Raw genomic sequence first — 20,990 nt, 5'->3', positions numbered from 1 at the left:
GCGATCAAGCGGAATTCCGATGCGATTCTTGACGCAGTCGTGGCGCAGGACATCGGCAAATTGCCCGACAATACCGCAGCGGAGTCGATCGCGCGGATTACCGGCGTTCAGGTCAACCGGTACAGCGACGAAGTGAGTCAGGTGATCGTGCGTGGTCTTCCCGACGTTGCCACCACGTTCAACGGGCGCGATATCTTCACCGCCGAACTGCGACGGTCGCAGCTGCAGGATTTCCCGGCTGGCGCGCTCGCTGGCCTCGAAGTGTACAAGTCGGGGACGGCGGATCTGCTGGAACCGGGGCTTGCCGGCCTGATCAACGTCCGCTCGCGGCGTCCGTTCGATTTCACCGAGAAGTTCGTCGTCGCCGGCGGAATCCGCGGCACTTACAACGACCAGAGCAAGAAGTACGACCCGCTTGGCAATATCCTGGTCAGTGCGCGCACCGACACGGGGATCGGCGAGATCGGCCTGCTGGTGAATGCATCCTACGCGCAGTCGCAATACCGGAACGCCGTGCGCTTCGCGAGCGGGAATGTGCCGACCACGCTCCCCGATAACGTGACGGTGAGCCCGGGTTCGGTCGGACGCGCCTTCCGCATTCCCGAACGCGTCGGTGTGTTTAACGACAGCGGCAAGCGCTGGCGCCCGGCGTTCAACGCCAGCGCGCAGTGGAAGCCAGCGGCGAACCTCGAATTTTACTCCGACTTCCTGTACCAGGGGTACCGCGGTCGCGGTGCCAACGATTTGTATGAAGCCTCACTGCTCAACAACAGCGCGGCGCTGTCCAACGTTGTCCTGCGCGAGGGGCACCCGGACCAAGTCCAGACGCTGACCAAGACGGGGGGCGAACGCGGTCAGGCGTATCGCAGTACCAACGTCAACAATACCGATACGTATCAGGGCGCCGGTGGCTTCAAGTGGAACACGGGCCGCGCGCGTATTTCGAGCGATCTCGCGTACACGACCAGCCATTACGACTCGAACGAATACAGCTTCGACATGGCACAAACCACGGCGCCGACGATGGACGTGAACTTCTTCGTCAACGGCGGCTCTGCCTTCAGCCTTCCTGGTTACGCCGCCGACAACCCGGCCAATTACAAGTGGCGCGGCTATTACGAAAGCGTCTACCGGGTGAAGGGATCCGGCTGGCAGTGGCGCGGCGATATTGATCTGGACACCGGGGTGTCGCTGCTGCCGAAGCTGCAATTCGGCGTGCGCTTCACCGATCGTAACGCGTCGCTGCGGCGCGGTAATCGCTACGCGTACACGGAAAACCTGAACATTCCGCTGGCCGGCACGCCCGCTGGCGCGCTCGAGCTGACGGCGGATGCGTTTCGCGGAAACACCCAGGGCTGGACAAGTTGGTTGATGCCGAGCCGTTCCGGGATCGAAGGCAATGCGCCGGCGCTACGGCAGTTTTCGCTGCAACAGCTCCAGACCCTCGTCGCGGCCAATCCTAACGACGGCGGGTATCGGGACTCGCTTCGCCTGTTCTCCACGCCGAATGTCCAGCTCGATCCATTGCAGGCATTCCTTGCAAAGGAGCAGACGTACGCGTTCTATGGTCAGACTAAATATGAGTTCAACCTCGGTTCTGTCGCGGTCGACGGCTTGATCGGCGCTCGCGTCGTCAACACGGTTGGCCGGTACAGCGGCCAGGGAACGGTGCCGGTCGTGGTCAACGGGGTGGTTCAGCTCGACGCCAGTGGTAACCCCGTCACCGCGGCTCAAGCGATCACGACCAAAGCCAATTATGTCGATATCCTGCCGAATGTGAGCTTGCGGTTCCGACCGAACGACAAGTTGCAGATCCGTTTCGCCTTTACCGAAACCCGCACCAAGCCGGAATTCGGCGCACTCAATCCCGCCGTGACGCTGACCCCGAACGTTGCGCCGAGGGTGAACCCCGATGGGACACCCGTCACGATCCTGAACGATCCGCGCTTCCCCGCCAATTTGCAGGGACGCCCGAATTATTACGGCAGTGGCGGCAACCCCAACCTCGTTCCGCTGACGTCGAAGAACTATGACGCCACGATCGAATATTACTTCTCCAAGAACGCGTCGCTGACCGCCTCGTTCTTCTACCGCGACCTGTTCGGCTTCCTGTCGAGCTACACACAGCGATTCCAGGATCCGTTGTACGGCCTGATCGAGGTCAACGCCCAGGCGAATGCCGGTGCGGGCAAGATCAAGGGCATCGAGGTTGGGGGCCAGACGTTCCTCGATTTCCTGCCCGGCATCTTCGGTGGATTCGGCGTCCAGGGGAACGTTACGTATCTCGACGGAAAGCAGCGCTTCCCCGTGGATCTAAGCCCCGCCAACACGACGCCGCCGCTCGTTGGAATCCCGGGGCTTTCCAAGTGGAGCTACAATGCTGCGCTGTTCTACGAGAAGGACGATATCTCGACTCGCCTGTCATATAACGGGCGGTCGCGGTTCCTGAACGGAAACCAGATCGTCGATGGCGCCTATTTCGGGGAGGGAACGGAGAACGTCACCCGTATCGATTTCTCGTTCAACTATACGGTGGTGAAGGCGCTGACGCTCACGTTCGACGCTTCCAATCTTCTGGCGCGTCCGTTTCGGAATTATGCGCAATATGGCGCGAACCGCTCCTACCCGCGCGATGTACGCGACGAAGGGCGCTATTATGGCCTGGGCGCGCGGTTCCGCTTCTGAGTATGCTTGATGCGGCGGAGGGTCGACGATCCTCCGCCGCGATTGGCCGGTCGATCCGGATAGGGAGTCCAACAATGCGCTTCGTCATGACGTTTTTGGCTGCCGCCGGTACGCTGGCGATGCCGGCGACCGCGGAAGCGCGCGATCTCTGGACGAAACAAGCCGCGAACACGTGGTATGCGGGCCAGCCCTGGCCGGTCGGGGCGAATTACGTGCCGGCGACCGCGATCAACCAGCTCGAGATGTGGCAGGCCGAAACGTTCGATCCTGCGGTCATCGACAAGGAGCTCGGGTGGGCCGAAGGTCTCGGCATGAACACGATGCGTGTGTTCGTCCACAATCTCTTGTGGGAGGGGGACCCGGAAGGTCTGAAGCGCCGGATGGACGCGTTCCTGACGATCGCCGCGCGGCATCACATCCGCCCGATCTTCGTCCTGTTCGACAGCTGCTGGGATCCGAATCCCGTCGCCGGGCCGCAGCATCCGCCGATCCCGGGCGTCCATAATTCCGGCTGGGTGCAAGGGCCAGGCGCGGCGCGGCTCGCCGATCGGCGGGGTCATCCGAAACTCATCGCCTATGTGAAGGACGTGGTGGGCCGGTTCGCGAAGGACGACCGCGTGCTGGCGTGGGACGTGTGGAACGAGCCCAATAACGAGGGCGGCGGCAATTACGCGGCGACCCCCGACAAGAAGGCGCTGGTCGCCGAACTGATCGCGCAGGTTTTCGTCGCGGCGCGTTCGGCCGATCCGGTGCAGCCGCTGACCAGCGGACTCTGGACTGGCGAGCATTGGGACGAGGCCGGGACGCTCGACCCGGTCGAGCGCATCCAGGTCGCGAATTCGGATGTGATGAGCTTCCACGACTATAGCTGGCCGGAAAAGTTCGCGGCACGGGCACGGCAGATGGTAAGCTATGGTCGACCCGTGTTCTGCACCGAATATATGGCGCGCGGCGCAGGCTCGACGTTCGACGGTTCGCTACCGATCGGCAAGCAGGCCAAGATCGCGATGGTCAATTGGGGCTTCGTCGACGGGAAGACTCAGACCCGACTGCCGTGGGACAGCTGGAAGAAGCCTTACACCTTCGACGAGCCGACCGTGTGGTTCCACGAAGTGTTGCGTAGCGACGGGACGCCGTATCGCGCCGCCGAGGCTACGCAGCTTCGCGCGCTGACGGGGCGCGGGCAAAAATAAGCGTTACCGGGCCGCCCAGCGGATCGCGTTGCTGAGCAGCCGGCGATAGTTGGGGTCGTCGTAATTCTCGGGCGAATGGCCGAGCGCGGAATAGACGACGCGGCCTTTGGTCGTGGGATTGATCCAGACGACCGGGTGCGCGCCCATCATGAGCTTGGCGCCGGGCCGGTACGACGCTTCGTCGATCCGCGCGAGCACGGTCATGCCGGCGGCCGCGGGGTTGGCATTGAACGAATACCATTCGTCGACCGGCGCCCAGGGCAGCTTTACGCCCGCCATGATCGGATGGCGGGGTTGGTCCACGACGATCCGCGCGGGCTGGAACTGGTCTGGGCCGCCTGGATGGCCGATGAATTTGGTGCCGATGATCGTCTTTGTGTACCACGGTCCGGTATGGCTGTTGTCGCCTGCGGCGTGCAACGCGACGATCCCGCCACCACGCGCGACGAAGCGCTCCAGGGCGGCGCTCTGGTCGGGCGTCATGAAGTCGCCGCTCGCGCTGTTGAGCACGACGACCGAAAAATGGCTGAGCTGATCATCGTTGAAGACCGCTGCGTTCTCGGTGGCGTAGCTCTTGCGACCGAGGTCGCGCGCGATGTCGGCGAGCACGATGTTGGAATGCGGAATATGTTCGAGGTGTCGCCAGCCGTTCGTCTTGGAGACGATCAGAACCGCACGGTTCAGATCCTTGGGCAGCACCGGCGCTACCGTATCGTATGTCGCGGTCGGCAAATGCGGGTTGGGCGCGGCTTGGCCCATCGTCAGCAGCGCAACCATCGCCAGGATCTTGGACATCGTGCGCCCTCCCTCTCTCTAACCGTCCGCCGCAACCATGCGTGCCGACGCGCACGGGCTTGCCGCATATTTTGGGCAAACACCAGAACATGCTATCCGGCCCCCGTATCGCTTGCGACGCGGGGGCCGGATACTCCGGCTATTCCAGGTCGTTCTCGCTGATCACGATCGTTGCCTGATCACTGTTGCGGGCAAGCGCGACGAGGCCTGCTTCGGCGACGGTATCCTCGAAGCGATTGAACTGCTCGATCGCGTCGCCATCCGGTGCGTCGCCGCTCAGCGCCTCCAGAACGGCATATTGGACCGCAAACTGATATTCGTCGCCATCGACATCGCCGATGAACTCAACCAGTTTCTCGTCCTCATTGTCCAGGACGGACGATTGAGAGATTTCCATCTTGTCGGCAGCCATGCATTCACTCCAGTCTGTGTAAATCCACGGTGTGCGTTCGACCGCGACGGATCAAGCCGTCGGTCGAAAAACTTTGTGACCTTGGGCTTCGCGATCGATGATCTGGGCGTGCATGGCCGCTGGACTTTTTACAGCGTTCGTCCGTGGCGTCCGGCGAGATCGACGATGTAATGCCACGCTACTCGCCCCGACCGCGCGCCGCGCCGCGTCGCCCAGCCGACCGCTTCGGCGGGATCGAACGGCAGGTCGTGCGCGGTCGCATAAGCGTGCACGATCGCCAGATAGCCGTCCTGATCGACGACGTGAAACCCTAGGCTGAGCCCGAAGCGATCCGCCAGCGCGAGCCCGTCGTCGGCGGCATCGCGCGGATTGACCGCGTTGGGCTGGTCGATCAGGTCGCGCGGCACGAGATGACGGCGATTCGAGGTGACGACCAGTCGTGCATTGGCCGGCCGCGCTTCTGCGCCACCATCCAGCATCGAGCGCAGCGCGCGCCCGTCCGCTGCGGCATCGAACCCGAGATCGTCGAGGAACAGCAGGAATGCGCGCGGGACGTCCGCGATCAGGCGGAACAGCGCGGGCAGGGTATCGAGCTGCGGCGTGACGATTTCGATCAGCGCGAGGTTCCCGCCCGCGGCTTGCACCTCACGCGTTACGCTCTTGACCAGCGCGGACTTGCCCGACCCACGCGCACCCCATAGCAGCACGTCATGCGCCGCGGCGCCGTGTGCCAGACGCTCCGCCGTCGCGAGCAGCGCAGCCTTTTGCGCATCGATGCCGTGGAGCCGGTCGAGCGGCAGCGGCCGAAACGCGCGCACCGGTTCGAGCGCGACGCCGCGCCAGACATAGGCCGGGGAAGCCGAGGCGTCCGCGGAGTCCGGCTGCGGTGGGGAAAGCCGTTCGAGCGCGGCGGCGATACGGGCGAGCGGTTTGGTCATCGCTGGCGTGCTACACGCCGCGGCGGGGGATCGCCAGCCTGCGGGCACGCGTGGCTCTGCTGGATCGCCGTCAGCGCGCGCCCTCGGGCCACAACACCACCCGGATCGTCTGGAGCAGGATCAACAGGTCGAGGAAGGGCGAATAGTTCTTCGCGTAATACAGATCGTATTCGAGCTTCTGCCGCGCATCCTCGATCGACGCGCCGTACGGGTAATTGATCTGCGCCCAGCCGGTGATCCCGGGCTTCACCATGTGGCGTTCGGCGTAATAAGGTAGCTGCTGTTCGAGATCGTCGACGAATTGCGGCCGTTCCGGGCGGGGGCCGACGAAGCTCATTTCGCCTTTCAGCACCGACCAAGTCTGCGGCAGCTCGTCGATCCGCACCTTGCGGATGAGGCGACCGATTCGCGTGATGCGCGGATCGTTCTTTTCCGCCCAGACGGCGGTTCCCGCGATCTCGGCGTCCTGCCGCATCGAACGCAGTTTGATGCAGTCGAAGGCGACGTGATACAGCCCCACCCGGCGCTGCCGGTAGAAGGCGGGGCCCTTGCTCTCCAGCTTGATCGCAAGCGCGACGATCAGGATGAGCGGCAGCGTGAGCGTCAGCAGGACGAAGCTCGCGACGATGTCGAACAGGCGCTTGAACATCGACGAGAGCATGCGTCCCGAGGAGAATCCGTCGGAGAAGATCAGCCAGCTCGGGTTGACGCTCTGCAGATCGACGCGGCCGGTCTCGCGTTCGAGGAAGGTCGAGATTTCGTTGACATGCACCCCGGTCGTCTTGATTCGCAGCAGGTCCTTCAGCGGCAGCGCGTTGCGCCGTTCCTCCAGCGCGAGCACCACTTCGCTTGCGCTCAGGAGGACGACATGGTCGGCGAGGTTGTAGATCGCGTCGCGCGCGATCGCCTCGGGAATGACGCGCGCGGCTTCGCTCATCGAGACATAGCCGACGACGACGAAGCCCGACCCCGGCAATTGTGACAAGGCCTTGAGCCGTGCCGCGCGCGCGCCGGCGCCCAACACCACGATCCGGCGCTTGAACACCTGTCCGCCCAGCGTCTTGCCGAGGAGAATCCGCAGCGCGATCAGCATCACGGCGGCCAAGACCATCGAGTACAGCAGGTTGGATCGCCAGAAGGTAATGGTCGGCAGCGCGAAATAGATGACGCTCAGGAAGATCGTTCCGAGCGAAACGGCAACGAGCAGGCGCGCGGTGGCGTGGCGGAGCGACTGAAGGGCGCCGGCGCCGTACACTCCGACCGACATCATCGCGAGTACCACGCTTCCCACGAACGTGACGAGTTGCGGGATTCGCTGCGCAATCGGCACGATCGGCAACGCGAGTTGCCCCATCCGGAGGGTATACCCGACTTCGCCTGCGAATAGCAGCAGGCACACGTCGAGCAGCCCGAGCAGCAGCACGGCATTGGGGATATAATGCCTGAATAGCCTTATCATCGTCCGCGTACCCCGCCCCGCCCCATCGGCATGCCGACAGCACTATCGCCGGCGATGGAAGCTCATCTCGCAGAAAATGACAAAGAAAGGTTGAAGGCGGGATCGCGTGGGAACATCGCAGGTTATCAACCGCGCGCGCGCGCGCTACGGCAGACGCGAATTAGGAGCCCTTTGTATGTCACAGTCCACGCCGATCGTCCCCGTTATCCTGTCGGGTGGATCGGGAACGCGACTCTGGCCGATGTCGACTCCGGCAATGCCCAAGCAGATGCTCGCGCTGACGGCGGACGATACGATGCTGCAGTTGACCGCGAAGCGCGCGCAGGGGGAGGCCTTTGCGGCGCCGATCGTCGTTGCCAATGCGCGCCACGTTGAGATGGTGGAGGCACAGTTGCAGGCGGTCTCCGCAGCGCCGCAAGCCTTGATCCTGGAACCGACTGGTCGCAACACCGCGCCAGCGATCGCGCTTGCCGCGCTCGAGGTGGCGGGGGAAACGCCGTTGCTGGTGATGCCGTCGGATCACGTGATTCTCGACGTACCTGCGTTTCACGCGGCGATCCAGGCGGCATTGCCGCTGGTCGAGCAGGGGTGGCTGGTGACGTTCGGGATCGATCCGCATGCGCCCGAGACGGGTTACGGCTGGATCCGCATCGGTGAGGAGATCGCAGGCGGGGTCCACCGCGTTGCCAACTTCGTCGAAAAGCCGCCGCTTGATGCGGCCGAAGCGATGCTCGCGGCGGGTGACCACGCCTGGAACGGGGGGATCTTCCTGTTCCGCGCGGACGCATATCTCGCCGCCTTGGCGACGCACGCCCCTGAGATGCTGACGGCGTGCGAGCAGGCCATCGGAAATGCACGCAGGGAAGGAACGCGGGTATTCCCGGATGCGACGTCCTTCGCGGCGGCACCGTCCGACTCGATCGATTATGCGGTTATGGAAAAGGCCGAGCGCGTCGCGGTCGTTGCCGTGAGCATGGGATGGAGCGATCTCGGCAGCTGGGACGCGCTGCACGAGATCAGCGCGCGCGACGCCGAAGGCAATGCGCATGGCGCGCAGGGTGACGGCGAAGTCATTGCGATCGACACGAAGAATTGTTTGGTCCGCAGCGACGGTGCGCGGATCGCTTTGGTCGGGGTCGAGGATCTGATCGTGGTCGCCAGCGGCAACGACATCCTGATCCTGCCGCGCGGGCGGAGCCAGGAGGTCAAGGCACTGATCGAGGCGATGAAGCGCTGATCGGCTGACACGCCCCCGCCCCTGTGCGGCGGGGGCGTGTACTTCAGAACGCCAGCTGGACGCCGACGCGGAAGCTCTGGCGATAGCGTTCGTTTTCGATCACTTGCGTCTTGACCGCCTGATAGCGGCGCCACGGGGAATCGAGCAGATTGCTCGCCTCGACGAACAGCGTGTACGCCTTGACCGGCGAGAAGCCGATCCGCGCATCCAGCGAGTTGTTCTCCGCCGTATACTGGTCGGTCGCGGGCGAATCCCCCAGCGTGTCGAGGTACGCCGAGCGATAGGTGTAAGCGAGCCGCGCGGTCAGGCCGTATTTCTCGTAGAAGATCTGCGCGGTGCCGATGTATTTCGACTGGAGGAAGTTGGGCACCTTGTCCGCACGATTAGGGACGCCGCGCGCCGACCCGTCGGTATAGGTGACGTTGCCCGACACGCCGAGGCCATCCAGCGGCGAGGGCAGGAAGTGCAGCTGGGTCTGCAGGTTCGCCTCGACCCCGTAGAGCTCGGCGCTCTGCGCGTTGATCGGTTGGGTCACCAGCGCGTTGCTGAAGGTGACGCCGCCGAACGTCCCCGCGCGGTTGAGCCCCGCGGTGAAGATCGGATCGTCGAGATGCTTGTAGAAGGCCGCGACCGACAGGATGCCCTGGCCGGGCAGGTAATATTCCGCCGAGAGATCCCCCGCGACCGCCTTGTACGGCTTGAGCTCGGGGTTGCCGAGCGCGACCACGCCCTTGTTGATCGTCGTGTCCGATACGCTCGTATAGGGCGCTAGGTCGGCATAATTGGGCCGGCCGATCGCAGTGGTCGCCGCCGCGCGCAGCACCAGCTTGTCGGTCGCGTCGAAGCGGACGTTCAGATCCGGGAAGGCGTTGGTGTAGCGCCGCGTGTTGACGACGTTGAAGCCCTGGCTAGCCGTCGAGGCGGTGGTGAAGGACTTGCCCTTGTACGTGCCGTCGGTGTGCTCGACCCGGACGCCCGGGATGATGGTGAGCGCGTCGAGCTTGAACGTGCCCATGACGTAACCGGCGAAGACCTTTTCGCTGAGGTCGTAATCGTTGACCAGCGAGTTGGCGAGGCTGCCCGCCGCGTCGAGCGTCCGCGCGCCGGGGTTGGTGACGGTATAATAGGTCTGCGCGCGATCGTAATCGATCCGCGGACCGACCGCATAGCGACCGTCGTAGATCGTGCTGCCGTCGTTGCGCGACGCGCCGGTCGTCGAAAGATTGCCCGCGGTCAGATTATACTGCTGGAAATCGCGGTTGTTGGTCTTGTCGGTCTGCTGGAACTTGCCGCCGAGCTTGATCGTGCTGTCGCTGCCGAGCCCGATCGGGACGGTCAGGTCGGCGCGGCCCTGGTACAGATCCTCCGCAGCGCGACGCCGGTCGTAATTGACGCGGTAGCCGCTGAAGAGGGCGGGGTTGGTCGACGTTGCATTGGCGGTGTTGACGGTGAACAACGGATCGCTGCGATCGAGCGACAGGCCGGTGAGCGCGGTGCTGCCGGTGCGGAACGAATATTCCGAGCGCAACGGGTCCTTCTTGAGCGCCTTGCTGTAGGTGCCGCTGACTTCGAGCTGGGATCCGCCGAACCCGAACTTGCCGCCCAACTGGCCGGTAAAGGTCGAATCGTCCTCGTTGCGCAGCCGCAGGAAGCGCGTCCCGCGCGAACTGAACGTGCCCCCCGCCGCGACCGTCGCGGTCTGCGGGATCTCGATGCGGAACTGGTCGCGCGTTTCGTGATCCTTGAACGCCGAATAGAGCGTGCGGAGATAGACGCTGGTGGTCGCGTTCGGGCGCCAGTCGAAATTGCCGACCGCGCCGTAGCGGGTGCGCGTGAGGTTATAATCGCGGACGCGGAAATCGTCGGGGACCGCGACGCCGTTGACCGTCTTCCAGTTGGACGATCCCTGGAAATTCTCGGACTCGATCGGGCGGCGCGAATAGTTGGCCGAGAGCACGACCCCGAAGGTCTTGTCCGCACCGAAGCGCGAGCCAGCGGTGATGTCGCCCTCATAAGGGCTGCGGCTGTTGAGATTGTTGTAGCCGTTGACGAGCCGCGCGTTGGCGAACGCCTTGGTGCGGTCGAATGCGGTCAGCGTGTCGATGTCGACCTGTCCGGCGATCGCATTGGCGTCGCGATCGGGGGTGAGCGACTTGATGACGGTGACAGAGCCGATCAGCGACGACGGGATATCGTCGAGCTTGACCTGGCGTCCCTCGGGCTCGGGGGCAGGCGCAGTCTGGCCGTTGATCGTCACGTTGGCGAGGTTCGGGTTGGCGCCGCGGATGATGACGTAGCGGCCTTCGCCCTGATCGTTGGCGACCGAGATGCCGGGCAGGCGGCGGACCGCTTCGGCGACATTCTGGTCGGGCAGCTTGCCGACGTCGTTGGCGTTGAGCGTATCCTGGATGACGTTGGACGTGCGCTTCGCTTGCAGCGCGCGGCGGTCGGCGGCGCGCTGGCCGGTGACGACAATGTCGGTGCCGACGGGATCGGCATGGGGCGCGTCGAGCCGGAAGGCGACGACCGAAGGCGTATCGCTCGACACCGCGCTGCGCGTGACCGTGGGATAGCCGACGTAGCGGAAAGTCAGTTCGACCGGCCCGGCGGGGAGATCGCGAAGCACGAACATTCCGTCGTTGTCGGCGGTCGCGCTGCGGCCATTCGCCGTGACCGTAGCGCCCGGCAGCGCATCGCCGGTGGCAGGGTCGAGGACACGCCCCGCAACGTCAGCGGCGAAGGCGGGCATTGCGGTGGAGGCGAGCATGGCAGCGCACAGCGCCGCCCGAGGCGCGCAGATGCGCGCCCGGAAGTGTCCGAACATGATGAATTTTCCCCTGGACGAAGTCCGGGGGTTCCCGGTCCTTCGTGATCCCGGCGCGCTACGCGAGGTTCATGACGCGCGCGTGACGAAGCCGACGCAGGGGGTCGTTTTGCAACGGGTGTGGGATTGTGGTGCCACGCGTGGTGACGCTCCACGGTTTTCCACAAGAAAAGGGCCGGGGATTGCGCCCCGGCCCTTCCTGTTCGTCCAGCCACTGAGGGCAGGGTGCATGGTCCTGTCCGGACCCGAGGGTCTCGCGCCGAACAAAGCCGGCGCAAGGCCCCGCGGGATCAGAAGTCCATGCCGCCCATGCCGCCCATGCCGCCGCCGCCCATGGGCATCGCGGGCTTGTCTTCCGGCAGCTCGGACACGGCGGCTTCCGTCGTGATGAGCAGGCCTGCGACCGATGCTGCATTCTGCAGCGCGGTGCGGACGACCTTGGTCGGATCGATCACGCCGGCAGCGACGAGGTTCTCGTACGTGTCGGTCGCGGCGTTGAAGCCCATCGTGGTGTCGTTGCCGTCGAGCAGCTTGCCCGAGACGACGGCGCCGTCATGGCCCGCGTTGCTGGCGATCTGGCGAACCAGCGCGGTCAGCGACTTGCGGACGATGTCGATCCCGCGGGTCTGGTCTTCGTTCGCGCCGGTCAGGTTCTCGATCGCCTTGGTTGCGTACAGCAGAGCCGTACCGCCGCCGGGGACGATGCCTTCTTCGACAGCTGCGCGGGTTGCGTGCAGCGCGTCGTCGACGCGATCCTTGCGCTCCTTGACTTCGACTTCCGAAGACCCGCCGACCTTGATCACGGCAACGCCGCCAGCAAGCTTCGCGAGACGCTCCTGGAGCTTCTCCTTGTCATAGTCCGAGGTCGTGTTCTCGATCTGCTGACGGATCGCATCGGTGCGGCCCTTGATCGACTCATGGTCACCAGCGCCATCGACGATGACAGTGTTGTCCTTGTCGATCGTGACGCGCTTGGCGGTGCCGAGCATGCCGAGCGTGACCGACTCGAGCTTGATGCCGAGGTCTTCCGAGATCATCTCGCCCTTGGTCAGGATCGCGATGTCCTCGAGCATCGCCTTGCGACGATCGCCGAAGCCCGGTGCCTTGACCGCTGCGACCTTGAGGCCGCCGCGCAGCTTGTTGACGACGAGCGTGGCGAGCGCCTCACCCTCGATGTCTTCCGCGATGATCAGCAGCGGACGACCCGACTGAACGACGGCTTCCAGGATCGGGAGCATCGCCTGCAGGTTCGACAGCTTCTTCTCGTGGATCAGGATGTAGGGATCCTGAAGCTCGACCGACATCTTCTCGGGGTTGGTGATGAAGTAGGGCGAGAGGTAGCCACGGTCGAACTGCATGCCTTCGACGACGTCGAGCTCGAATTCGAGACCCTTGGCTTCCTCGACGGTGATCACGCCTTCCTTGCCGACCTTCTCCATCGCTTCCGCGATCTTCTCGCCGACTTCCTTGTCGCCGTTTGCGGAGATGATGCCGACCTGGGCGACTTCATGCGAACCCGAAACCGGCTTCGAACGCGCCTGGAGATCCTTGACGACTTCGACGACCGCGAGGTCGATACCGCGCTTGAGGTCCATCGGGTTCATGCCGGCCGCAACCGACTTCATGCCTTCACGGACGATCGCCTGGGCGAGAACCGTTGCGGTGGTCGTGCCGTCGCCAGCGATGTCGTTGGTCTTCGACGCGACTTCGCGCAGCATCTGCGCGCCCATGTTCTCGAACTTGTCCTTGAGCTCGATTTCCTTGGCGACGGTGACGCCGTCCTTGGTGATGCGCGGGGCACCGAAGCTCTTGTCGATGACGACGTTGCGGCCCTTTGGCCCCAGCGTGACCTTGACCGCGTCGGCGAGAATATCAACGCCGCGGAGAATGCGCTCGCGGGCGTCACGCCCGAATTTTACGTCCTTGGATGCCATGGTGGGCTACCCTTTCAGAAGTTGAAGATAGTGAAGGTCGTTTACGGAAAAGCTCAGGCAACGATGCCGAGAATGTCCGATTCCTTCATGATCAGAAGGTCTTCGCCGTCGATCTTGATTTCGGTGCCGGACCATTTGCCGAACAGCACCTTGTCGCCGGCCTTGACTTCGAGCGGGTGGATTTCACCGGCTTCGTTACGCGCGCCAGTGCCGGCGGCGACGACTTCGCCTTCCTGCGGCTTTTCCTTGGCGGTTTCCGGGATGATGATCCCGCCTGCGGTCTTCTCTTCTGCCTCTACGCGGCGGACGAGGACGCGGTCGTGCAACGGACGAAAGTTCATGCGCGGAGTCCCTTATCTTATGAACAGCTGTTGGCACTCGCCAGCGGTGAGTGCCAGCAAGGCGCATATGCGTACGCCACCTCCCATCGTCAATACGGGCGAACCGCGATTTACTGGCCAGCCGGTCCTATTCGCGGGTAGTCCGAGCCGAGACTGAAAAGCTGTGTTGCGAAGCTAACACGCATTTACTCCGCCCGGGGGCTGCTCTAGCTGTACCGGGTATTATTCCGCATTTGCAGGGAGCGGCGCAGGTGAAACTCGTTCGAGGCGCTTGGAAATTATTGGTCGGGATCAAGGACGCGCTGGTGCTGGTCGCCATGTTGCTGTTTTTCGGCCTGCTGTTTGGCTTGCTCGCTGCGAAACCCAATGCGGGCGCGATCAAGGATGGCGCGCTGGTGCTCAAGCTCGACGGCCCGATCGTCGAGCAGCCGACACCGGGCGACCCGTTCGCGGCACTCAGTGGCGGCGGGTCGACCCCTGAATATCGCCTGCGCGATATCGTGCGGTCGCTCGACAAGGCGGCGAAGGACGATCGCGTCAAGACGGTGGTGCTCGATCTCGACTCGTTCGCGGGCGGCTATCCCGCCGCGCTGACCGAAGTCGGCGATGCGCTCCGCCGCGTGCGCGATACCGGCAAGCCGGTGCTCGCTTATGCGACCGCCTATACCGATGGCGGCTACCGCCTTGCCGCGAACGCGAGCGAGATCTGGATGAGCCCGATGGGGGGCACGTTGTTCATGGGCCCGGGCGGCAGCCAGCTCTATTATAAGGGCCTGATCGACAAGCTCGGGGTCAACGCGCACGTCTACCGCGTCGGCAAGTACAAGTCGTTCGTCGAGCCCTACACGCGCACCGAAGCTTCGCCCGAGGCGAAGGAAGAAGTGGTCAAACTGTACCAGGTTCTGTTCCAGCAGTGGCAGGAAGTCGTCGCAAAAGCGCGACCAAAAGCCAAGTTTATGCCGTTTTTGACCACGCCTGGCGCGGTCATCACCGCGGCGCAGGGGAATATCGCCGAGGCTAATCTCAAGGCGGGAATCGTCGACAAGCTCGGCACCCGGCTCGATTTCGGCAAGCGCGTCGCGCAGCTCGCGGGCGCGCCGACCGGCAAGGCGCCGGGGACGTTCAACACGATCAAGCTCGCCAATTACGTCGCGGCGAACCCGCTGCCAACCGCCGGCGCCAAGATCGGCGTGCTGACGATCGCGGGCGACATCATCGACGGCAAGTCCAAGGCCGGCTCGGTGGGCGGCGACACGGTCGCCAAGCTGGTGCTCGACGGTCTCGCCAAGAAGGACCTGAAGGCGCTCGTCGTGCGCGTCGATTCGCCCGGTGGCTCGGCGCTCGCGTCCGAGGACATGCGCCGCGCGATCATCGAGGCGAAGGCGCAGAAGCTGCCGATCGTCGTGTCGATGGGCAATATGGCGGCGTCGGGTGGCTATTGGGTCGCAACCGCAGGCGATGTGATCTTCGCCGAGCCGACCACGATCACCGGCTCGATCGGCATCTTCGGGATCATCCCGACCTTTGAGAATACGCTCAAGAAGATCGGCCTGACGTCGGACGGCGTGCGCACCACGCCGCTGTCGGGGCAGCCCGATATCTACGGCGGTACGACGCCCGAGACCGACACGATCTTCCAGGCGGGGATCGAGAATGGGTATCGCCAGTTCATCACGCGCGTCGCCAACGCGCGCAAGATGAGCCTCGAGCGCGTCAACGAGATCGGGCAGGGGCGCGTCTGGGATGGCGGGACCGCGCGCCAGCTCGGGCTGGTCGATCGCTTCGGCGGGTTGCAGGATGCGATCGACGAAGCCGCCAAGCGCGCCGGGTTGAAGCCGGCGGATGTGCACGCCGAATATCTGGAGAAGAAGCCGGGCGCGTTCGCGATGATGATCCAGCAGGTCCTCTCGTCGGGTCGCGACGATGACGATGCTTCGGCGGGCGACGCGTTCACGCGGATGGCGGCGAATCGCCGTGCGGTGTTCGCGCGCGCCTTGGGCGACGTGAAGCGGATCGGGACGGGGGCTGCGATCCAGGCGCGCTGCCTCGAATGCGACGGGATCGGCGGAACCGCACCGCGGCCGGGCGATGCGAAGCTACTCGATCTGGTGCTCGCGCGGTTCGCGCTGTGATCGCGCCGCGGGAGTTTCCCTCGGGCGAACCGACTCGCGTTGCGGTCCGGCCCGCGACGCTCGACGATGCGGCGGCGATTGCGGAGATTTATCGCCCGTATGTCGAGCGCGGGACGGTCTCGTTCGAGACCGAAGCGCCCGACACCGCGACGATGTGCGCGCGGATGGCCAAGTCGAACGGGCTGTATCCGTGGCTGGTCGTGACCGAGGGCGAGGGCGGGCCGGTGCGGGGGTATGCCTATGCTTCGGCGTTCCGCGATCGGCCAGCGTATCGCTACACGATCGAGACGACGGTCTATCTGGAAATGGGCACGCAGGGGCGTGGCAACGGGCGGCAATTGTATGATGCGCTGATCGACACGGTGCGCGCGCAGGGGTTCACGCACGCGATCGGGGTGATCGCGCTGCCGAACGATCATTCGATCCGGTTGCATGAGTCGGTCGGGTTCAGGCGCGCGGGGTTCTTTCGCGAGGCGGGGTATAAGGACGGGCGCTGGATCGACGTTGGCTATTGGCAGTGCGAGCTCAATCCGGCGACGATTCCGCCGCTGGAACCTAAGCCGTTCAGCGAGACGGGGATGGTGTGGAGTTGGTGAGGGCGTAGGCGGCGAACTTGACTAAGCCCCTCCCCTTTAGGGGAGGGGTTGGGGTGGGGAAGTGATGGCCACGGAAGCGGAGTTGCTGGCTCGCGCGCATGAGATGCGGCGAAATCCTACCGAGCCTGAGGTGAGGCTTTGGCGGGCGCTCTCTAATTCCCAGCTCAATGGCCTCAAGTTTCGTCGTCAGCATGTTGTATTCGAAGCTCAGGCAATTCTGGACTTCTTCTGCCCGGGGATCGGGCTTGGGGTGGAGGTCGACGGCGACACGCATGATGGGCCTTCCGATGGCAAACGCGACGTCCGGTTGAGGGCGCTCGGCTTTACGATTGTCCGCTTTGGCAACCTTGACGTGATGACGAACCTCGCAGGCGTAGCTGAGATGATCGCTGCGACCGCTTCCACGCTTCCCGACCGCTGGCAGCGCACTTCCCCACCCCAACCCCTCCCCTGAAGGGGAGGGGCTATCCGCGGGCGGCGCTCTTCAAGGGGAGGGGCTTTCTACGGGGCGCGCTTCAGGCTAAGCGCTCAAGCAAATGACTGATACCCCCGCACCCGCGCGCGATTACCGCGATACCGTCTTCCTGCCGAAGACCGACTTCCCGATGAAGGCGGGCCTGCCCGCCAAGGAGCCGGGGATTCTCGCCAAGTGGCAGGCGATGGGGCTGTACGAGAAGGTCCGCGCCGCGCGCGCCGGGCGCGAGAAGTTCATCCTGCACGATGGCCCGCCTTACGCGAATGGCGACATGCATATCGGCCATGCGCTCAACCACATCCTCAAGGATACGGTGTGCCGGACGCAGACGTTGCTCGGCAAGGACGCACCCTACGTGCCCGGCTGGGACTGCCACGGCCTGCCGATCGAGTGGAAGGTTGAGGAGCAATATCGCGCCAAGAAGCGCAACAAGGACGAAGTCCCACCGCGCGAATTCCGCGCCGAGTGCCGCGCCTATGCGCAGCATTGGGTGAACGTGCAGCGCGAGCAGTTGAAGCGGCTCGGCATCAACGGCGATTGGGACCACCCCTATCTGACGATGGACTTCGCCGCCGAGGCGACGATCGTTACCGAGCTGATGAAGTTCGCAGAGAGTGGCCAGCTGTATCGCGGCGCCAAGCCGGTGATGTGGTCGCCGGTCGAGAAGACCGCGCTTGCCGAGGCCGAGGTCGAATATGAGGACGTCGTGTCGACGCAGATCGACGTCGCGTTCGAGATCGTCGATGCGCCGAATGCGCCCGAGCTGGTCGGCGCGCATGCGGTGATCTGGACGACGACGCCGTGGACGATCCCGGTCAACCAGGCACTGAGCTACGGGCCGGAGATCGAATATCTGCTGGTCCGCTTCGACGACATGGTCGAGGGGCCGCGCACGTTGCTGGTCGCGCATGAGTTGCTGGAAAGCTTCGGGGCGCGGATCGGGCATCCGGTGATCCTCAAGATCGGCGACAGCGCGGGCACCGTCACCGCGTTGCAGTCGATCAAGGGCTCGCAGCTCGAGGGTGCGACCGCGCGGCATCCAATGCACGAGCGCGGCGGGTTCTTCGCCAAGCCGCGGCCGTTCCTGCCGGGCGATTTTGTCACCACCGACGCGGGCACCGGGCTCGTCCACATGTCGCCCGACCATGGCGAGGATGATTTCCTGCTGTGCAAGCAATACGGGATCGAGCCGGTCTTCGCGGTCGATGGCGCAGGGATGTATCGCGACGATTGGGCGTGGCTTGGCGGGCAGGGCTCGGTGATCAACAAGAAGTTCGTCAGCGCGGAGGGGCCGATCTGTTCGGACCTGCGCAGCGTCGGCGCGTTGATCGCGGCGAGCGATGATTTCGCGCATAGCTATCCGCATTCGTGGCGATCGAAGGCGAAGGTGATTTTCCGCGCCACGCCGCAATGGTTTATCCCGATGGATCTTCCTAGCCCCTCCCCCTCGGGGGAGGGGTTGGGGTGGGGCAGTCCAGCAGAGCCCGGTCTCGGTGAGACACCCCCCACCCCCAACCCCTCCCCTGAAGGGGAGGGGCGAACGCTCAGGCAAACCGCGCTCGCGGCGATCGAGGCGACCACCTGGTATCCCCCCAAGGGCCAGAACCGCATCACCGCGATGGTCGCGGGTCGCCCCGACTGGGTGATCAGCCGCCAGCGCGCGTGGGGCGTGCCGATCACGCTGTTCGTCGATCGCAAGACCGGCCAGTATCTCGTCGACCCCGCGGTCAACGCGCGGATCGTCGCGGCGGTCAGCGCCGAGGGCGTCGATGCGTGGAGCGAGGAAGCGGCGCAGGACCTGCTCGGCCCCGATTATGCGGTCGCGGATTACGAGCGTGTCACCGACATTCTCGACGTGTGGTTCGACAGCGGCTGCACGCACGCGTTCGTGCTCGACAGCGGGCGTTGGCCCGACCTGCAATGGCCCGCCGACCTGTATCTCGAAGGCTCGGACCAGCATCGCGGCTGGTTCCAGTCGTCGCTGATGGAGAGCTGCGGGACGCGTGGGCGTGCGCCGTATAAGGCGGTGCTGACGCACGGGTTCACGATGGATTCCAAGGGCATGAAAATGTCCAAGAGCCTCGGCAACACGATCAACCCGCTCGACCTGATGAAGGAATCGGGCGCGGACATCCTGCGGCTGTGGGCGCTGTCGGTCGATTTCACCGAGGATCACCGGATCGGGAAGGAGATCCTGAACGGGGTTTCGGACCAGTATCGCAAGCTGCGCAACACCTTCCGCTATCTGCTCGGCGCGCTCGAAGGGTTCGACGCGGCGGAACGGCTGCCGGTCGCGGAGATGCCCGAGCTCGAACGTTATGTGCTCCAGCTGCTCGCCGAGCTCGACGCCAAGCTGCGCGCGGCGGTCGCGGTGTATGACTTCAACAGCTACGTCCGGCTGCTGACCGAGTTCGCGCAGGAGGACCTGTCGGCCTTCTACTTCGATATCCGCAAGGATTCGCTGTATTGCGACGGGGTCGACGATCCCAAGCGGCGCGGCTGCCGGACGGTGTTCGACATGCTGTTCCACGCGCTGGTGCGCTATGCCGCGCCGGTGCTGTGCTTCACCGCCGAGGAGACGTGGCAGGCGCGCTTCCCGAGCGACGACGAGTCGGTGCATCTGCTCGAATGGCCCGAGCTGCCCGCGGTCGACGGGGTCGATGCCGCGCATTGGGCGCAGGTCCGCGCACTCCGCACGCAAGTGACCGAAGCGATCGAACCGCTGCGGCGCGAGAAGATCGTGCGCTCGAGCCTCGAGGCGGAGGTCGTCGTGCCCGACGCACCGATGCCGGTGGAGGCGCTGGCCGAGCTGTTCATCGTCGCCAAGGTGACGACGGGCGAGGGCGTGGCGGTCAGCCGGACCGACTATGACAAATGCGGGCGCTGCTGGCGGCTGCTGCCCGACGTTAGCGAGGACGGCGCGCTGTGCGATCGCTGCGCGGAGGTGGTGGCGTGAAGCTCCCGCTCGCCGGGCTGACGACCGCGATCGTGCTGTTCGTGGTCGATCAGGCCGCGAAGCTTGGCGTGACCGAGGGGCTCAAGCTCAACGCGATGACCGACGCGCATTACGTCACGTCGTTCTTCAACCTGCGCTTCGTCGCCAATCAGGGTGTTTCGCTCGGGTTGCTGCATGCGGACACCGATACGATGCGCTGGCTGCTGGTCGCGATGACCGGGGTGATCGCGCTTGGCGTGCTCATCTGGATGTGGCGCGAGACCAACCGGTCGGAGCAGGCGGCGCTCGGGCTTGTGCTGGGCGGGGCGGCGGGGAATATCCTCGACCGGATCCGGCTTGGCTATGTCGTCGATTTCGCGGATCTGCATTTCGGTGGCTGGCAGCCGTTCCTCGTGTTCAACATCGCGGATGCGGCGATCTCGATCGGCGTGGTCATCTTGTTCGCGCGCGCGCTTCTGGTACGAGAGAAACCGGTGCGGGGGAGTTCGGCAACGGATGCACCAGCGAGCGGGTCCGGAACGCCACCGGGCACGAGCAATTCAGGGGCAGATCAGGGCCCAACGGAGACGTTTCATGCGTAAGTCGACGATTATTCCCGCCGCGCTGGCGCTGGTTCTGCTCGCCGGGTGCGCGCACAACAAGGTCGGTCGCAGCGGTCCCGACGAATTCACGGTCGCGCGTCAGGCGCCGCTGGTGATCCCGCCTGACTTTTCGCTGACCCCGCCCAAGCCCGGCGCGGCACGCGCAAACGACGTCAGCGCGAATGCGCAGGCGCTCGACGCGCTGTTCGGTGGCCCGGCGCAGCGCAGCGCGGGCGAAGCGGCGACGATCAGCCAGGCGGGAATCGACGATGACGATCCCGGCATCCGCTCGTCGGTCGGCGACCCGGGGACGACCGTGGTCGACAAGGGCACGACGACGCGCGACATCGTCTCCGCCCCCGAAGGCGACGGCCAGGCCGCGCGCGCGGCAACGCCGCAGTAACGTCCCGATCTAGACACGGACCATGAGGG

The 20,990-nt window shown here is 64.6% G+C and carries 16 protein-coding genes; 9 read left to right on the top strand and 7 right to left on the bottom strand.

Annotated elements, in window-relative coordinates:
• Both QBJ92_RS17525 and QBJ92_RS17520 read left to right on the top strand, forming a co-directional pair.
• Positions 1-2,685, top strand: a 2,685-nt coding sequence (locus tag QBJ92_RS17525; protein ID WP_277970977.1) for a TonB-dependent receptor, incomplete at its 5' end; no start/stop codon positions are given.
• Positions 2,686-2,759: 74 nt separating this feature from the next.
• Positions 2,760-3,878 (top strand): cellulase family glycosylhydrolase, encoded by a 1,119-nt coding sequence (locus QBJ92_RS17520; RefSeq protein WP_277970976.1) that lies wholly within the window; start codon positions 2,760-2,762, stop codon positions 3,876-3,878.
• A gap of 3 nt (positions 3,879-3,881) precedes the next feature.
• Here the strand turns inward: QBJ92_RS17520 and QBJ92_RS17515 are convergent, their stop codons facing one another.
• The 4 genes from QBJ92_RS17515 to QBJ92_RS17500 form a co-directional block, all read right to left on the bottom strand.
• Positions 3,882-4,673, bottom strand: coding sequence for a ThuA domain-containing protein (locus tag QBJ92_RS17515; protein WP_277970975.1), 792 nt, complete (start codon positions 4,671-4,673; stop codon positions 3,882-3,884).
• A gap of 139 nt (positions 4,674-4,812) precedes the next feature.
• Complete coding sequence (locus tag QBJ92_RS17510) at positions 4,813-5,085, bottom strand: hypothetical protein (protein WP_277970974.1); 273 nt, start codon at positions 5,083-5,085, stop codon at positions 4,813-4,815.
• A 128-nt stretch (positions 5,086-5,213) separates the two neighbouring features.
• Positions 5,214-6,023 carry an ATP-binding protein gene (locus QBJ92_RS17505; RefSeq protein ID WP_277970973.1) on the bottom strand — a complete coding sequence of 270 codons (810 nt, stop codon included), beginning with the start codon at positions 6,021-6,023 and terminating at the stop codon, positions 5,214-5,216.
• Between the two features lie 70 nt (positions 6,024-6,093).
• Positions 6,094-7,482, bottom strand: coding sequence for a TIGR03013 family XrtA/PEP-CTERM system glycosyltransferase (locus QBJ92_RS17500; protein WP_277970972.1), 1,389 nt, complete (start codon positions 7,480-7,482; stop codon positions 6,094-6,096).
• Between the two features lie 241 nt (positions 7,483-7,723).
• On the opposite strand from QBJ92_RS17500, the gene QBJ92_RS17495 reads away from it, so the two are divergent.
• A complete protein-coding gene (locus QBJ92_RS17495) occupies positions 7,724-8,719 on the top strand; it encodes a mannose-1-phosphate guanylyltransferase (RefSeq protein ID WP_431358430.1) in 996 nt (331 codons plus the stop codon).
• A 43-nt stretch (positions 8,720-8,762) separates the two neighbouring features.
• Here QBJ92_RS17495 and QBJ92_RS17490 read toward each other — a convergent pair whose 3' ends face one another.
• The 3 genes from QBJ92_RS17490 to groES form a co-directional block, all read right to left on the bottom strand.
• A complete protein-coding gene (locus tag QBJ92_RS17490) occupies positions 8,763-11,543 on the bottom strand; it encodes a TonB-dependent receptor (protein ID WP_277970970.1) in 2,781 nt (926 codons plus the stop codon).
• Positions 11,544-11,833: 290 nt separating this feature from the next.
• Positions 11,834-13,477 (bottom strand): chaperonin GroEL, encoded by a 1,644-nt coding sequence (gene groL, locus QBJ92_RS17485; RefSeq protein WP_277970969.1) that lies wholly within the window; start codon positions 13,475-13,477, stop codon positions 11,834-11,836.
• A gap of 53 nt (positions 13,478-13,530) precedes the next feature.
• A complete protein-coding gene (gene groES, locus QBJ92_RS17480) occupies positions 13,531-13,818 on the bottom strand; it encodes a co-chaperone GroES (protein WP_010162031.1) in 288 nt (95 codons plus the stop codon).
• A gap of 251 nt (positions 13,819-14,069) precedes the next feature.
• On the opposite strand from groES, the gene sppA reads away from it, so the two are divergent.
• The 6 genes from sppA to QBJ92_RS17450 all read left to right on the top strand — a co-directional run bounded on the left by sppA (position 14,070) and on the right by QBJ92_RS17450 (position 20,961).
• Positions 14,070-15,950: a signal peptide peptidase SppA gene (sppA, locus tag QBJ92_RS17475; RefSeq protein ID WP_277970968.1), complete on the top strand. Its 1,881-nt coding sequence runs from the start codon at positions 14,070-14,072 to the stop codon at positions 15,948-15,950.
• Positions 15,947-16,546 carry a GNAT family N-acetyltransferase gene (locus QBJ92_RS17470; RefSeq protein WP_277970967.1) on the top strand — a complete coding sequence of 200 codons (600 nt, stop codon included), beginning with the start codon at positions 15,947-15,949 and terminating at the stop codon, positions 16,544-16,546. The genes sppA and QBJ92_RS17470 overlap by 4 nt, the downstream gene beginning before the upstream one ends.
• Positions 16,547-16,610: 64 nt before the next feature.
• Positions 16,611-17,000, top strand: a complete 390-nt coding sequence (locus QBJ92_RS17465) for an endonuclease domain-containing protein (RefSeq protein WP_277970966.1) — start codon at positions 16,611-16,613, stop codon at positions 16,998-17,000.
• A gap of 82 nt (positions 17,001-17,082) precedes the next feature.
• Positions 17,083-19,977 (top strand): isoleucine--tRNA ligase, encoded by a 2,895-nt coding sequence (gene ileS / locus QBJ92_RS17460; RefSeq protein WP_277970965.1) that lies wholly within the window; start codon positions 17,083-17,085, stop codon positions 19,975-19,977.
• Entirely contained in the window at positions 19,974-20,558 is a 585-nt protein-coding gene (gene lspA, locus QBJ92_RS17455; protein ID WP_277970964.1) for a signal peptidase II, read from the top strand. Before ileS ends, lspA begins: the two co-directional genes overlap by 4 nt.
• On the top strand, positions 20,551-20,961 hold the full coding sequence (locus QBJ92_RS17450; protein WP_277970963.1) for a DUF3035 domain-containing protein: 411 nt from the start codon (positions 20,551-20,553) through the stop codon (positions 20,959-20,961). The genes lspA and QBJ92_RS17450 overlap by 8 nt, the downstream gene beginning before the upstream one ends.
• Positions 20,962-20,990 lie beyond the last annotated feature (29 nt).

It is taken from the genome of Sphingomonas echinoides (genome assembly GCF_029623395.1).
GTDB classification, from domain to species: Bacteria; Pseudomonadota; Alphaproteobacteria; order Sphingomonadales; family Sphingomonadaceae; genus Sphingomonas; species Sphingomonas echinoides_A.
This window is presented reverse-complemented; position numbering and strand designations above follow the sequence as displayed.

Coding starts and splice junctions, on each gene's coding strand:
- QBJ92_RS17520 (WP_277970976.1), top strand. CDS start 2,760: ATGCGCTTCGTCATGACGTTTTTGGCTGCCGCCGGTACGCTGGCGATG.
- QBJ92_RS17515 (WP_277970975.1), bottom strand. CDS start 4,673: ATGTCCAAGATCCTGGCGATGGTTGCGCTGCTGACGATGGGCCAAGCC.
- QBJ92_RS17510 (WP_277970974.1), bottom strand. CDS start 5,085: ATGGCTGCCGACAAGATGGAAATCTCTCAATCGTCCGTCCTGGACAAT.
- QBJ92_RS17505 (WP_277970973.1), bottom strand. CDS start 6,023: ATGACCAAACCGCTCGCCCGTATCGCCGCCGCGCTCGAACGGCTTTCC.
- QBJ92_RS17500 (WP_277970972.1), bottom strand. CDS start 7,482: ATGATAAGGCTATTCAGGCATTATATCCCCAATGCCGTGCTGCTGCTC.
- QBJ92_RS17495 (WP_431358430.1), top strand. CDS start 7,724: ATGTCGACTCCGGCAATGCCCAAGCAGATGCTCGCGCTGACGGCGGAC.
- QBJ92_RS17490 (WP_277970970.1), bottom strand. CDS start 11,543: ATGTTCGGACACTTCCGGGCGCGCATCTGCGCGCCTCGGGCGGCGCTG.
- groL (WP_277970969.1), bottom strand. CDS start 13,477: ATGGCATCCAAGGACGTAAAATTCGGGCGTGACGCCCGCGAGCGCATT.
- groES (WP_010162031.1), bottom strand. CDS start 13,818: ATGAACTTTCGTCCGTTGCACGACCGCGTCCTCGTCCGCCGCGTAGAG.
- QBJ92_RS17465 (WP_277970966.1), top strand. CDS start 16,611: ATGGCCACGGAAGCGGAGTTGCTGGCTCGCGCGCATGAGATGCGGCGA.
- ileS (WP_277970965.1), top strand. CDS start 17,083: ATGACTGATACCCCCGCACCCGCGCGCGATTACCGCGATACCGTCTTC.
- QBJ92_RS17450 (WP_277970963.1), top strand. CDS start 20,551: ATGCGTAAGTCGACGATTATTCCCGCCGCGCTGGCGCTGGTTCTGCTC.